Below are 16,048 nucleotides of genomic sequence, written 5' to 3'. Positions count from 1 at the left end.
CTAACCTTACAGATTCCAATGACAGCGGGGGACCGGTGGCAGACACGTTACAGTGTCCGCCACTGGTCCCCTTTTGTTAATCTCGACTCCATAGACAATTCACACTGCTTTCCTATATCATAAAGGAATGTAACCTAGAGCTGCATGTGCAGAGCAGAGATCACTCGCAAAACAATTTGGAAAGGATGAGTCACCTGATGCTAAAGAAACCGGAAGCAATTGTATTTGATATGGATGGAACGTTGTTCCAGACGGAAACCCTGTTATTGCCTGCTTACCATAAAATGTTCGATATCCTGCGGGAAGAAGGGCTGCATACCGGGCCGACTCCGCCGGAGGAACTTATTCTGGGCAGTCTTGGCATGCTGCTGGAGCAAATTTGGAAGAATGTAATGCCGGATGCCGATGAAGCTGTACACCGCCGGGCGGATGAACTGCTGCTGCAGATGGAGGTTGAGGGATTGGAAGCAGGCGGCACCTTGCTCTATCCAATGGTTAAGGAGACCCTTGCCGCACTTCATGAACGTGGAGTCAAGCTGTTCGTGGCCAGCAACGGGTTGGAGGATTACATCCACAGCATCGTTGTTGTGCATGAGCTGAAGGATTTGTTCGAGGGCTTGTACAGCGCTGGTGGACAAGGCACTGCGACCAAAACCGAGCTGCTGCGCATTCTGCTGGACAATCACGGGATCAGCAGCGCATGGATGGTTGGGGACCGTTCCTCCGATGTGCAGGCCGGCAAAGGAAACGGACAGACCGTAATCGGCTGTGCCTATGCAGGCTTCGGACGTCAGGATGAGCTGAAGGGCTCAGACGTTATTATTACTTCCTTCGATGAATTAATCGGATTGTACGACCGGGCTGAGTAACGGATAGAAGCGGGATGCTCCATTCCTGGTACATCTGCAGTTCAAGCCTGCCTACAAACACCCCTTGCTCCGCGGTGCTGCGGACAAGGGGCGTTATTTTTCTACTCTGGAAAAGATTAAGTATTTCGGCGGTTTGCCGGACAAAACGCCTGGAAAAATAGGTTGATAACCTATCTATTTTGTGATTTAATGCAGTAGTACTGTTAAATCTTTTGGATCGGACCGGAACGCACTAACCTGCGTTTTTTTACTGTCCTGTAACCCGTCGGGTGCGGCGTGAATATATTAATTGGTACTGAGGTGAGTCTGTTTGGTTAGATTGTCTGTGGTCGTACCGGTTTATAATGAAGAAGGCAATATCCGGGAGCTTCACCAGAGCATAACGGATGCGGTGCAAGAAAAGATGGACAGCTATGAAATTGTGCTAGTCGACGATGGCAGCAAGGACCGGACCGCCTTGATTCTGGATGAGATTGCACGGTCTGACAAGTCGGTGAAGGTCATTCATTTCGAGAAACATTGCGGGCAGACGGCTGCTGTCTGGGCGGGCATAAGGCAGTCCAGGGGAGAACTGGTCGCACTCATGGACGCCGATCTGCAAAGCGACCCGCGCGATATATTCAGGCTGATGCCCTTTATCGGCAGAGTGGATTTTGTGAACGGCAAACGGGAGAACCGGAAGGTTACTTTTTTGAAAAGGATATCCTCATGGATCGGCGACGGAGTAAGGAATTGGCTTACAGGCGAAAGGATCCAGGATTCTGTATCTCCCTTAAAACTTATGAGGCGGGAAGTGGCGGACAGCTTCTTTTTATACAATGGCATGCACCGTTTTTTGCCTACACTGGCCAAAATGAACGGATTTACAGTCATCGAGGTTACAGTAACGCATCAAGAGCGAAAACACGGACATTCCAAATATGGTGTGCTCAGTCCGGCAATTACAGGATTCGTAGACGCTGTTGTCATCGGTTGGCTGAAAAAAAGGGTCATCCGGTACCGCATCAGATCTATGCCTAATCCGGATTAACGAGAAGCTTTCTGAAATCGGGAGGAGGTGCGGCGGCTGGCCAAGTTTTTAAAGAAAGGGATAGAGTCATTATGAACAAATTCAATATTAAAAATAAATTATACAAGCCTATAGTATTATTCAGCTTAGTTTTGCTTATAAAGAGTGCAGTTGCCTGGTTTGTCGTCTTTAACGACGGTCCCAACTGGAGTATGGTGTTAACGGAAATCCCCTTTTTCATTATTGTGTTCAGTCTGATTGAATGGCTGGCCTCGAAGCGGAAGATATTGTACTACATGATCGCCAATCTGCTGATTACGGTTATTTATTTTTCCGTTCTGATGTATTACAAGTATTACGGTGTGATCGCTACATATCATGCTTTGCAGCAAGCGGATAAAGTCATTAAGGTAGGAGAGAGCACGTATTCTCTGATCGCCCCCTATTACCTGTTTATTTTTGTGGATATTATTTTCTTCCTCTTCTTTATGTTCCGTCCCAAATATATTGCCAAATGGAAGGAACGAGGTTTGAAGCGCATGAACCGGGCAGTTCTGCTGGTCATCACGGCCGTTTCCATCGGACTCTGCTTCTTTAGCATCTGGCCTAATCATGCGAGCATGAATGAGATTAAAAAAGCAGAGAGTATGGGGATTCTCAATTACGAACTGTATACCCTGTTTGCGGATACCACCGAGGACGAGGAGCTTATTGACAGCAAGGAGATTACCCAGCAGGCGGTCAATGAGGTGAAAGGAATCCAGGAGCCGGTAACAGCGCAATTTTATGGGGCTGATAAAGGCAAAAACCTTATTGTAGTGCAAATGGAGTCGTTCCAGAGCTTCCTGCTCGGACTGACCATTGACGGCCAGGAGATCACTCCCAATCTTAATACGCTGGTACAAGAAAACACGTATTTCAATAATTTTTATACGAATGCGGGCCAAGGGACAACTTCGGATGCGGAGTTTGTGGTGAACACCTCTTTCTACGTTCCCAAGAATGAGCCGGCTACCTCTTCGGCGTATATGGAGAAATCTGTACCGAGTTTGCCGAAGCTGCTAGCCTCGAATGGCTATGACACGGCAACCTTCCACACCAATAGTGTGGATTTCTGGAACCGCAAGGAGTTATACAAAGCGGTAGGCTTTGACACCTATTATGACCAGGCCTTTTTTGGCGACGATGACCATATTGCCTTTGGCGCATCGGATGAAGTACTGTTTGCCAAAACAGTGCCGCAGCTTTCCCAGATGGATGCCGGGGATAAGCCGTTTTATGCGATGGTGATTTCGATGACTGCCCATCATCCCTACCATATGCCGGAAGATAAATATAAGATGGAGTTGCCGGAGCGCTTCGAGGGAACGCTGCTAGGCAATTATATTCGCGCCCAGAATTACGCGGATTATGCGATGGGGCAATTCCTTGAGGAACTGAAGACAAGCGGCCTGTGGGATGACAGCCTTGTCGTCTTCTATGGCGATCACCAGGGACTGCCGATGTACACGCTTGGCAGCGATGAGAAGGAACTGATCAATGGACTGGTCGGCCATGAATATGGCTACACCGATATGTTCAACATTCCGTTCATCGTCCATTCGCCGAGTGCTAAACTGCCTGCGGTAATGGATCACACAGGCGGCCAAGTCGACATCTTGCCGACGGTGGCCAATCTGCTGGGAGTATCGGTTCAGAATCAGCTGCATTTTGGTGAAGATCTGTTTAATCAGCAGACCAACCTGCTGCCGGTCAGACATTTCCTGCCGACAGGCTCCTTCATTAACGACAAGAGCATTTATGTAACAGGAGATGCCTACGCGGACGGTACCAACTACAGTCAGCTGGATAACTCCAGTCTTGAGGGCGGATCTACAGAAGCGCAATTTGATGCTGTACAGCGTCTGTTGCATCTGTCCAACAGCTATATTTTACAGCTGCCGGACCTGGAACAATAATCAAAAGCACAAAGTATAGGTTGTCAACCTACGCTTTGTGCTTTTTTTGTACACTCTAGTAGCCATCCGGCTGATCCTGTATTTGTTCAAAGTAGGCATGTACCCTGTTCAGGAGATCAATTAAAGTTTCACTTTGCTCCTGGCCCAAATAATCGACCATGCCTTTAAACATCTCCCGGATCTTGGCGACGGCTTTATCTGCGAGCAGCTCGCCTTTTTCCGTCAATACAATGCTGCTGATTCTCCGGTCCTGTGAGTCGCTGGTGCGCACAACAAAACCTTGTGACAGCAGGCTGTTCACCATCTGCGTAATCGTAGGGGAAGTTACCTTAAGCAGCTTGCTGATCTCGGAGACAGTCAGTACCTGCTTGTCCGCTTTTGTATTGCGGAGCCTGATCGTGATCAGCACCCGTATTTCACTGGGCTTTAGCCCAAACATCGTTAGCTTCTGCCAATTCATCTTGGAGAATTGCTGAAAAGCCCCCAATAATTCATCCACATGTTCATATCTGTCTTCTTTCACTAATACACCTCATAAGCTTATTTACCTATTATTATAGCCCAGATTTAATCACTTTAGGAGTCAATAAATATACTCAGAATTTATAGCAAGGTTCGACAATTTCCGTATAAATGATTTGCTATAATGCCTTTAAGAAACGAGAGGTGTTTTTAGATTGAGCTATATTAAATGGATTCTGAAGATCGCGCCTATACTTTTCATTGGGAAATCAAGAAAATTATCAGAAGATAGGAAGATGTTATTAATGAAAAAGTTCATATTCTTTATAGTATTTTGTATGTGCATCTTGTTTTATCCCAGTACAACTACTGCGATGAAATATACCTATCTAAAAACAGGACAGTTAGGTCTTATCAGCATTTCTGAAGGTAAATATATGAATTTTCAGTACGACAACAATGGAAATATGATTGGGAGGAAAAGCTTAACCTGCAAAACTTCTGAGTTCAAATTAATCAATGTAAATAGTAATAAAGCTTTGGATGTTTTTGCAGGGAACACAAGCAACGGTACGAAAATACAGATTGAGGAAGACAATGGGACTGATGCGCAGCGCTGGCTGATTTGTAATGCACCAAATGAAACCTATAAATTAATCAATGTGAATAGTGGAAAAGCGCTTGATATTACGGGAGGAAAAACGGCTGAGGGTACATCAGTTCAACTTTGGGATGATAATGGAACCGAGGCTCAAGCATGGCGTATGGTGGATAACCGTGATAGCTCCTATACACTTTTAAATGTATACAGTAATAAAGTGCTTGATGTAGCAGACGGGAGCGTGAGCAACGGATCAGCTGTTCGGATATGGACAGCTAATGGAACATCGGCACAGAAGTGGAGACTGGTCAAGGCAATTTCTAACGGAGCTGAATTCAAAGTGTTGAATTATGGAAATCAAAAAGCGTTAGATGTTACTGGAGGAAACACTGCTGATGGCACCCCGGTACAAATTTGGACAGATAATAGTACTGCCTCTCAACGATGGCAAGTGTTCGATACAGGAGGCAACAAGTATAAACTGATTAATGTAAACAGTGGGAAGGCGCTTGAAGTGTCCGGGGGAGGCACAAACAATGGATCAGCTGTACAGGTATGGACAGATAATGGAACGGCTTCTCAACATTGGACAATAAATGAGAATGAAGATGGTTCTGAAGAATGTAAACAGCAACAAGGTGCTGGACATACCCGGAGGAAGCAATGCGGATGGAACACGCTTGCAGATATACACAGACAACGGAACATCCTCTCAAAAATGGAAGCTAGTAAAATGAAAAGCAATAGTCTTAACTTAGCCCGTTATTCCTTATTTTAATCACCTGCAACCAATCATAGAATCTTGGAGGAACTTTCTTGAAAAAATCAACAATAGTGACCATGTTTGTAAGTGTGCTTTTAACTCTTTTTAGCTTTAATGCTCAGACTTCAGCGGCTGGGAGACCGGAGGGGATCGATTCCAATTATCTGATTGTAGATATGAATGGTACGCCACAGCGGCAGAAGATCAGCATTTACAATTACAATCAACTAGAGACAGAGATTCTTGCGGATAACTCAATGATCCGGTATAGCTATGATGCAAATGGAAATCTTCTTAAGCGAAATAAGGTTACACCTGCAGAACCGTACCTCTTCAGCACTTCAGCAGTCTCTTATGATATCTATCTTAAAGGGGTTCCTGACAGTGTTCAAAATGTACATTTTCCAACATGGACGGAAGACAAAGGGCAAGATGATATCGAATGGATAGCTGGTGTGAAAGTTGCCCCAAACCTCTGGAAAGGTAAGGTTATCCTGTCGAAACACGGGGGGCAAAGAGGTGCGTACAATACACATATCTACGCAGACAATCAGTTAGTGAAAGGTCTTAATATTAACATCCAAGATACTACAAAAATCATCTCTCCTCAAACAGTGTCATTAACTGACGGATATTACGAAGTTTATGTGGAAGGAGTCGCACGAACAATTAAAGAAGTACGGTTTCCCACATGGACAGAGTATAAAGGTCAAGATGACATTAAGGATCCATGGATCATCGGAGAAAAGGTAAACGATACGACATGGAAAATTCGCATACCCTTTAGCGAATATAATTTCGAAACAGGAAACTATTCAACACACCTTTATTTTTTTGATCAATCTGGTAACATGCTTGGAGTCGGAGGAACGTCAGTTGCTGTTAAGGGAGGTATAGGTGTATCCGGACCGAAAACAGCCAATATCTCGGCGGATTCATACGATGTTTTGATATACGGACTAGACCCTAATGTGAAACGTGTTCAGTTCCCTACCTGGACTTCTAATAAAGATCAGGATGACATTGAGTGGATTGAAGGTGTAAAGGTTGCTCCTAGAGTCTGGAAAGCCACGGTAGTCTTTCAAAGGCATAACTCTGAGGTGGGAAGCTATATCACGCATATCTATGCTGATAATAAATATGCCGGAGTCTGGACGTGCAATGTTAATCGTTAACAGATGCCCGATCTAATGTAGAATAGTTAACCTGCTTGTGTAAATAATGTAATGTTAACCACATGTGAGTCACATACTCCATGTGGTTTTTTTTATGAGATAGCATTAAATAAATTTACACAGAATTTTATAACAAAGTTCGACAATTTCTGGATAAATGATTTGCTATAATAAATCGATTCTAGGAATTGCAATCTAATATTTTTATCAATAAATAACAGGATTTTGGAGGGACGTTCTTGAAAAAATCAATGATAGTGACCCTGCTAGCCAGTGTCTTTTTAACTTTTTTTATCTTTAATTCTCAGACTTCAGCGGCTGCGGTATTAGAAGGTGTTGATTCCAATTATATAATCAAAGATATGAACGGCACGTCACAGCGGCAGAAGATCAACATTTACAATCAGAGTCGGCTTGAGATGGAGATTCTTCCCGATAATTCAATGATTCAGTATACCTATGATGCGAATGGAAACCTTCTTAAGCGCAGTAAGGCCACACCCGCAGAACCGTATATCTTCAGCACTTCGGTAGTCTCCTATGATATTTATCTGAAAGGGGTTCCTGACAGTGTTAAAACCGTACGTTTTCCGACATGGACGGAATACAATCAGCAAGATGATCTCGAATGGATTGATGGTGTGAAGGTTGCTCCAAATCTCTGGAGAGGTACGGTCGTTCTGTCCAAACATGGGATGGAAACTGGTGCATATGCAACACATGTTTATGCGGATAACAAAGTTGTAGCGGGTGTAACGACTCAAGTTAAGAATACTCAAACCGTCAGAGCTCCTCAAACGGTCGGATTAGATGCTGAATACTATGAGGTGGTTATAGAAGGCGTGTCCAGAACCATACAAGAAGTGAAATTCCCGACATGGACAGAAAAGAATGACCAGGATGATATTGAGCGGCCCTATGTGATCGGTGAGCGGATTGGCAATACAACGTGGAAGATACGGATACCCTTCAGTAAGCACAATTATGAAGCAGGTAACTATTTCACACATATCTATGCCCATGACAAGTATGGCAATTCAAACTATATCGGAGGAACGTCAGTTGCTGTTAAGGGAGGTGTAGGTGTATCAGGACCGAAAACAGCCAATATCTCGGCCGGTTCATACGATGTTTTGATATACGGACTAGACCCTAATATAAAACGTGTTCAGTTCCCTACATGGACTTCTAATAAAGAGCAGGATGATCTTGAGTGGATTGAAGGTGTGAAGGTTGCCCCTGGAGTCTGGAAAGCCACGGTATTCTTTCAAAGACATAACTCTGAGGTGGGAAGCTATATCACGCATATCTATGCTGATAATAAATATGCCGGGGCTTTAGTTTGTAATGTTAACAGGTAGCTGAGGTACAAATAGCAGAGATAACGAATGCCAAGTAGTAATTAGAACGGAGTTGGAAAAGTGGAGAGGATGATTAGAGCAAGAATGCAAACCAATAAAATTACTAGCTATGTACTGCCATTTTTAATGATTATTGTTGTATTCAGCCTTCTTCAGAACAAGGCTTTTGCTGCAGATAACGTAGTGGCTCCTAAAGAATCATTTGAAAGTGGTACTTTTAATGGAACCAGCTATCTCCCTGTGAATGGGACAATTACCAGTGATGCACAAAAGATAGTTAGTGGAAAGTATTCCGCCTATTTGAGTTCTCAAGCATCAGAGGAGTGGAAGGAATTTTCCTATACAGATCAAAGCAAAATTAAGTTTGAAAAAAACACAACCTACTCGGTGACTTTTTCCTACAAATCATTGGATATGCAGCCGCTGGATGCGAACCGTTTTTTTTATTTCCTTGCTCGCAGTACTGACAACCTGGAAGACAAGCAGTTTACAACCTGGAATGATGCAAGTGGGGGAAACGGCATAAAAACGATGACGTTCACAACCGGAAATAAAGCTAACTATTACTTAATTTGGGGAATCCACGCAGGGGGTGCCCTTTCTGTTGATGATATAACAATCGTGAAGAAAATTTCCGCACAGAGCGAATCATTTGAAAAGGGTTCATTTGATCAGACTAATTTCCTTGCCGGATCTGGTGTTATTACGAGTGACCCAGCAAAAATAGTTAATGGTCAATATTCAGCTTACCTCTCTTCATTAAACTCAGAGGATTGGAAAGCATTTTCCTATACGGATACTAACAAAGTGAAGTTTGAAAAAAATACGACCTACAAAGTTACATTTTCCTATAAAACTATCGATATGGTGCCAACCGGAAGTGATCGCCGTTTTTATTTTTTAGCCAGAAGTACGGATAATACAGATGATAAAGGCTGGACGGCCTGGAGCGACGCAAGTGGGAATAAGGGAAGAAAGTCGATAACATTCACAACGGGAAACAAAGAGAATTACTATTTGATCTGGGGAATATTTAAAGGCGGCGCCCTGTCCATTGACGATATAGAAATCACAAAAGTGAATGAATCCTTTGAGAGTGGTTCGTTTACCAATACTAATTTCAATGCTGGCTCTGGAGTCATTACTAATGAATCGTCCAAAGTGGTTACTGGACAATATTCAGCTTACCTTAAATCACTGGCGACCGAACCAACAAAGGAATTTGTAAATACAGATCTTAATAAGTATAAATTCGAACCTAATACGACTTATTCAGTAACTTTCTCCTATAAATCAGCTGACATGGATTCTTCGAACGCCAACCGGTATTTCTATTTCCTGGCCCGAAGTTCAGACAAGCTAGAAGAGAAAGGAATGACTACTTGGCAGAACCCTAGTGGCAGTAAGGGCAGCAAAACCGTTACGTTCACGACAGGGAGCAAGGATAATTACTTTCTGGTTTGGGGCATCTGTCAAGGTGGTGCTCTTTCGCTGGATGATATAGAAATCTCTAAAGTAAGCGAATCTTTTGAAGGTGGCTCGTATAGCGGGACTGGCTTTTCACCCGTATCCGGAATGATTACCAATGAATCCTCAAAAACCGTCAGCGGTTCATATTCTGCCTATTTAAGCTCCACAGCTTCCCAGCAGTGGGCGAATTTCGCAAGTACAGATTTGGATCAAGTGAAGTTTCAGAGCAATACGACTTATTCAGTGACCTTTTCTTATAAATCTATTGATATGGATTCAACCAATGCCAACCGCTATTTTTACTTCTCAGCACGTGGGCTAGATGATATTGAAACCAAAGGCTGGACTACATGGAATAGTGCCTCGGGAACAAAAGGAGTAGAAACGGTCAGCTTTACTACCGGGAATCAAGAAAACTACTATTTGTTCTGGGGAATTTATGGTGGAGGCGCTCTCTCCATTGATGACATTATTATTAAGCAAGCGACAACTTATCTATACGATGATAATGGAAGGCTGGTGCAGATCAAACAACCCAACAATAAGATTATTTACTATAACTATGACTCGAATGGCAATCTGAAGGGGACTCGAACGGAATAGTGCTACTATGCGCTGAAAGTAATTTACGAAAGAGGAATGCTAATGAAGAAAAGGTCAGCTGTATGGATATTTGGCGTCATAGTTTTACTATTATCAGCTTTCTTTATAGAACCTCCCTTTGTTTTCGGAAACTCGGGTAAAAATGCCGAAGCCGCCTATGACGGAACAATCTGGAGACCGGTAATAGCTTATGTGAATTGAATTAGGGGGTGGACCGCTCTTGCACTAGATTCGTTCTTTGCTATACATGACTTTAAAAATGAATGATAGGGGAGTATTTATTTGAAGAATAGAAAAAAGATGAATTCATTTCTCAACGTTGCTTTATCCTTTACTATATTAGTAGGCGGTTTTCCAGTTACAAATGAACGTATAGCCGCTGCTGAGAGCAATCCGAACCTTTCCTCTGAATATGTGAAGGCCGAAACTAAGGTGGAAAGTCCTGCTCCTTCTCCAGCCCCATTGAATACAATATCCAAACAGCAAATTGAGCCTACATTTAATCCCGGAAATATCCAGATGAAATCAGCCTTTGCTGAAAATAAAAAGCTTATAGACGAGGTTGTATCCGTAACTGGAGACGTTTACGATCCGAACATGTTAACCATTCAAATGTTAAGAGAGAAAACCTATGAAACGCGTGTGAAATTAGTTCCCAGGAACACAAAGGAAAATTCAGAGAAGCCTCTTGCCCGTGCATCTAAACCCAGGTCCCTGGATTTAACCCAAACAGAAATTGAACCGCTTGTTCTGGCTGGAGCCTCCAAGGTTGATGTATATTGGGTAAACTATCTGAGCTTGCTACAGGAGAAGCGAACCCCGCTGGAACTTTGGAAATGGAAACTGAATGAGAAAAGATCCTGGGAAGATATCCAGCAGGAGCTTGAAAAAGAAGCAGGAATATTCAGTAAGCCCACTGTACAGGAAAATGTATATGCAGCTGAGATTATGAACCATTTTTCTTTTAACGGAAAGCAAACAGTTTCCTCCTCAGTATATGGACAAGAAGAGGGTACCGGAAAAGGATATCGATCAGAATTAGCCCTCTCCATGAGTACCTTCGATGCAGCCGTATCCGGTGTGATCAACAACTTGGTCATTCAAGCTCAAATCAATCAAACTTATAAGCCACAGTTTAATGACCGCAACACTTCCAGTGAAATGGTCGATCCGGTGTCAGGAAGTGTGACCCGGAAAGAAAACCTGATTCATTTGCCCGGTGTGGACGGACTGGACTTAGATATTGGCCTTATGTACAATTCCAACCAAAGTATTCCCTTTCTTATTAGTACATGGTGGAATCCCAACTTTCAGAGTTGGGAATATAGCTACAATTATCGTCTTCCGGTCTTAGGCAGTGGGTGGTCGTATCAATTCCCTCACTTACAAAGGGTTAGTCAGTTTGGGTGGATTTACCACGATGGAACAGGCAATGCGTATAGAGTTCGTGATGACTATAGTAATGATGAACTCTCACTTTATACAAATTTACTCAATTATAAAGGCAAAGACAAGCGACTGGTATCAGAAAATGCGAATACAGACGGCGCATTCAGTAACGGGCAAGAAAGATCAAGTTTCTATATTGAGTACTTAGATCTTAAACGAGAATACTTTACCATTGATGGGGATTTAATTGGAATCGTAGATCGCTTCGGCAATACGATTACATTTAAATACGACGGATCAAGAAGATTGTTCTCGATAACGGATACCGTTGGCCGTGTGGTGAAATTTAATTACGAGGAAGACCTGGATTCCGAGGTGTTTGATGGGGAAAACGTAGATATTCGGGTCTATAGCGAAGAGAACGCAACGCAAGAAGTTCAGAAGGTGGTATTGACGAAAGGGAGAGTATTGGGGGAAATTCAAAGAAATATAGGCATACCCCCACTTCAAAAGTATATTCCGTACCTTGCGTCAATTACCGATCAAAACGGAGAGAAAACCTATTTCGAGTATCAAAATGGCTTTTCGTCTTATATTGGTTCTTACGACGGATTTCTTTTTAATTCGTTACTGAAAAAAATTACGTATCCCAATTCTGTTACAGAATATGAATATGAACAAGCCGATCGTCATACCGGCCCGAATTCCACCGTCGTAGAGTATCGGGCGAAATCTAGAAAGGACAAGACGGCATCCAAGACGTATCAGGAAATAAACTATTCGTATACAGGTGATTATACGGGGAATACCCCGGATCAATATCCCGCTGTTTTGCCTGCGGATTTTCGGTTTAGTACGACATCAACTGTGGTTAGCACGACTGCCAGTAATGGGCTCCAAACCACTCATACATTTGATAAAGATGGCAGAGTGCTTCGGACGGAAACCCGTGAGGCTGGAGGCGAGCGGAAGATCACTGACAATACGGCGTTTCATGGAGTCTTTACCCGGTATCCCACAAGGACTACCCTCTCGGAGTATGCTCCCCAAGACAGTGAAGCAACCGCAAATCATTTATACACCGAAACCGTGTATAACAGCTGGGGGCAGGTTGAGAGTCAAACGAAGCCGTTGACCGGAGATCAGTTTAATAATCCGGCAATCAAACAGCATTATACAACCACCTACCAGTATGAACCTAAGTATCATTTGCTGGAAACGCAGTCCTGGTATACCAATGAAAATGATGCAACGCCGCAAAACGAACGTTATACCTATACTGCTGAAGGGCGGCCGGCAACGGTAACCAATGCGTTAGGAGACAGGACGGTATACAGTTATAATTATTTTAATAGTACGGGAGGGATATCCCAGGCAACGGCGGAGAAGACTGCCCAAGGCCAACTGGTGGCCAAAAGCGTGACCCAGTACGGGCCCGAAGGCCGCCGTGCCTACCCTACCGAACAACAGCAGTGGTTCAACATTGGTACATCCAATCAGCAGATTGTGAAAACCACGATGAGCTATGAGATGGGTTACGGGTTGCTGAAAAGTCAGAGCGACGGGAATGGCAAGACCACAACATATGAATATGATGCCGCAGGGCGTCTGAAAAAAGAGACCTATCCAAATCGTTCCAATGCCAACGGAGAAGTGTACAGCGAGGTAGTAGAGTACAACTACTCTAATACAAGTTCCGCAAACTTTGATGCTGTCAATACGGGAATGCCGGTCTTAAAAGTGGACTCTATCCGAACTGTCACTCAGTTATCGAATAACAGCGTGGTTAAAACTTATGCCAATGTACTTTATAACGGAATGGGTTTGGCCCTTTTAGAGGAACACTTTGATGATAACGCTGGAAAGTGGGTGTTCACCCAGTATCACTATGACGATATGGGCAGACCCATCTATCAGAAAGACGCGCTATCCAATGAAATAACGGTGGGTTATGATGCTTGGGGCCAACAAAAAAGTTTAACGGATTCCTATCGTAATGTCTTTGTGACAAATTATAATTTGAAGCAGCGGAAAGCGGTAAGCTACCTGACTGCGGCGGGCACCTCCGAAACGATGAATTACATCGAGGAGTCTTATGATCCGTGGGGCCGGGTGATTTCGAAGCGGACGTTTAGAGATTGGCCGAATCAGTCACAGCCCATCACTGAACGCTTCAGTTACGATATTATCGGCAATCTTACGGGATATACCGACCCGATGAACCATCTCAATGAGGCTGGCGTGACAACCCTTTACAGTTACAACGCATTAAATCAGTTAACTGGTGTTAAGGATGCGCTGAATCAGACCACACGGTACAGCTATGACGGAAATGGACAAATATCTAAGGTGACCATTCAGGGCAAGGGTGAGTCGGAACAAACCTTAAACACGAAGAGTTACAACGAAATCGGACTGATGACGACGAAGCAGGACGCCGCCGCCCAAAGCGAAAGTGTGTCCTATAATCATCTGGGTCAACAGACCGGTAAAACGGACCGTATGGGCAGTGTGTTCAGTTACAACTACGACGAGAGAGGTCAACTAAAGAGCAGTTCCGTTAGTGGAGTAATCAATAATACGTCTGCGACGCAAAAAACTGATGTTATCTATGGAGATGGATCGCCAAAGTACCGTACGATCAATAGTTATGTGAATGGAACCTTAAGGGCAACGCAGAAACGTTACCTGGATAGCATGAACCAAGTACGTAACGATTACTCCGTTGGATATTCTACTACGGGTGCGGGTAACCACTCGTCGTCCATTTTAAACCAGTTGGATGTACTGGGCCGAATGACACAAATAAACGATTCCAATCTTGGGTTTTATGTAAACTACCAATTTGACAGTCAGCGGCTGATCAACGTTCAAACCAATGGCAGCGCGTCCCTAAGCAAAGCCGCATCCGACAATGTACAGTACAGCTACTATGCCAATGGCCGAGTCAAGACAATTACGTACCCGCCGTTGACGGATGGAAGTATCTTAAAAACAGAGTACACGTACAACAAAGCACTGGGTTGGATTGAAAGCATGAAGAATACAAAAGGAAGCTCCGTGCTATCGGGATACAACTACAGCTATGATCATAATGGGAATATTACAGCGGTAACTGAAGTCCTCAATAATGGAGCAGCAAAAACGACAAGTTACGGATACGATGCTTTAAATCGTCTACTGTCAATCAAACGGCCCAATGGTCAAAGCACACAGTACACGTATGATGTGCGTGGCAATCGTCTAACCTCAAGCGAGAGCGTCAGCTCCAGTCTGGATCTGAGCGATACAAGCTACACCTATGATTTACAAAACACCTTGACCGGATTGACCAAAAATGGGAATACGACCAGCTTTACCTACTATGCAGACGGCCTTCGGTATTTGAAGAGCACTGGAACGAGCCATACACAAGTCAACTATGATTTTAGTGGCCAAGTTATCGCAGAGGAGAAACTAAGCGGCAGCACTGTAATACAAAAATCCTCCTTTGTCCGTGGAGACCGGGTATTGGTAAAAAAGGACAAGACGGCAGCAAAGGATTACTACTATTTGTACAACGGTCATGGCGATGTGGTGCAAATCGTCAATACCAGCGGAACACCGGTCAACACCTACAGCTATGACGAATGGGGGAATATCACCAGCCAGACGGAAGGGATACAAAATTCCTTTAAATATGCAGGTGAGATTTACGATGCAGAAACGGGACTTTACTATCTGCGTGCACGGTATTATGATCCGAGTATCGGGCGGTTTTTAAATGAGGATACGGTTGAGGGGCAGATTGATAATCCGCTGAGCCAGAATTTGTATACGTATGTGCATAATAATCCTTTGATTTATATTGATCCTAGTGGTCATGTTGCAGCGGCTGCCAGTATTTATTTAGTTCCAGGAGTTGGGGAAATAGCATTAGCTGCTACGGGTGTTGTAGCGGCAGGATATGGTATCTATAAACTATACCGATGGGCTACAAGTGATAAGCCGCTTAGTGATAAAGAGATTATTGATAACGAACTATCAAAAACACAAAAAGATCAAATCGACAAAATTGAAAGAAACTTAGAAGCTGTAAATGATGAAGATCATCTTGAAGCATACGAAAAAGAGTTAAAAGATGGTTTCTTATATGATAAAGATGGAAAGGTGAAATTAAATCCTAGAAATGGTAAACCGTGGAATCATATTAGGGAAGTTGAGCAATCAGAAGCCAAGATTGAAAAATTGATAGAAAAACTGAAAAATGCTCAAAGAAGCAAACCATTTATCGAGAATAATTCAGAAGTAACAAAAAAGGCAGTTCAAGATGCAATTAATAAAGGACAAAAATTTCTAAATGAAGTAAAGAAAATTAGAGATTCGGTTAATCCATAGGAGAGTGATAT

Annotated in this window: 9 protein-coding genes; 8 read left to right on the top strand and 1 reads right to left on the bottom strand. The window is 43.4% G+C overall.

Translation table 11 applies throughout. The features are described 5' to 3' along the window. Positions 1–197 precede the first annotated feature (197 nt). From NYE29_RS34100 to NYE29_RS34090, 3 genes are all read left to right on the top strand, one after another. Complete coding sequence (locus NYE29_RS34100) at positions 198–869, top strand: HAD family hydrolase (RefSeq protein WP_439823196.1); 672 nt, start codon at positions 198–200, stop codon at positions 867–869. Positions 870–1,179: 310 nt separating this feature from the next. Then, on the top strand, positions 1,180–1,899 hold the full coding sequence (locus tag NYE29_RS34095; protein WP_340899509.1) for a glycosyltransferase family 2 protein: 720 nt from the start codon (positions 1,180–1,182) through the stop codon (positions 1,897–1,899). A 71-nt stretch (positions 1,900–1,970) separates the two neighbouring features. Then, a complete protein-coding gene (locus tag NYE29_RS34090; RefSeq protein ID WP_340899508.1) occupies positions 1,971–3,836 on the top strand; it encodes an LTA synthase family protein in 1,866 nt (621 codons plus the stop codon). Between the two features lie 55 nt (positions 3,837–3,891). On the opposite strand, the gene NYE29_RS34085 is transcribed toward NYE29_RS34090, so the two are convergent. Further along, positions 3,892–4,359, bottom strand: a complete 468-nt coding sequence (locus NYE29_RS34085; protein WP_076114293.1) for a MarR family winged helix-turn-helix transcriptional regulator — start codon at positions 4,357–4,359, stop codon at positions 3,892–3,894. Positions 4,360–4,513: 154 nt separating this feature from the next. On the opposite strand from NYE29_RS34085, the gene NYE29_RS34080 reads away from it, so the two are divergent. The 5 genes from NYE29_RS34080 (at position 4,514) to NYE29_RS34060 (ending at position 16,037) form a co-directional block, all read left to right on the top strand. Beyond that, positions 4,514–5,677, top strand: coding sequence for an RICIN domain-containing protein (locus NYE29_RS34080; RefSeq protein WP_340899506.1), 1,164 nt, complete (start codon positions 4,514–4,516; stop codon positions 5,675–5,677). Positions 5,678–5,715: 38 nt separating this feature from the next. Further along, the gene (locus NYE29_RS34075; protein ID WP_076110692.1) at positions 5,716–6,837 is read left to right on the top strand and encodes a GBS Bsp-like repeat-containing protein; all 1,122 of its coding nucleotides are present in this window, start codon (positions 5,716–5,718) and stop codon (positions 6,835–6,837) included. A gap of 239 nt (positions 6,838–7,076) precedes the next feature. Then, positions 7,077–8,198: a GBS Bsp-like repeat-containing protein gene (locus tag NYE29_RS34070; protein ID WP_340899502.1), complete on the top strand. Its 1,122-nt coding sequence runs from the start codon at positions 7,077–7,079 to the stop codon at positions 8,196–8,198. A 69-nt stretch (positions 8,199–8,267) separates the two neighbouring features. Beyond that, a complete protein-coding gene (locus tag NYE29_RS34065) occupies positions 8,268–10,271 on the top strand; it encodes an RHS repeat domain-containing protein (RefSeq protein WP_340899500.1) in 2,004 nt (667 codons plus the stop codon). A 282-nt stretch (positions 10,272–10,553) separates the two neighbouring features. Beyond that, entirely contained in the window at positions 10,554–16,037 is a 5,484-nt protein-coding gene (locus tag NYE29_RS34060) for an RHS repeat-associated core domain-containing protein (RefSeq protein ID WP_340899499.1), read from the top strand. The last annotated feature ends 11 nt before the right edge of the window (positions 16,038–16,048 follow it).

It is taken from the genome of Paenibacillus sp. FSL M7-1046 (genome assembly GCF_038007405.1).
In the GTDB taxonomy this organism is placed as follows: domain Bacteria; phylum Bacillota; class Bacilli; order Paenibacillales; family Paenibacillaceae; genus Paenibacillus_AQ.
The sequence above is the reverse complement of the archived record's forward strand: the minus strand, read 5'-3'. Positions and strand labels throughout refer to the sequence as shown.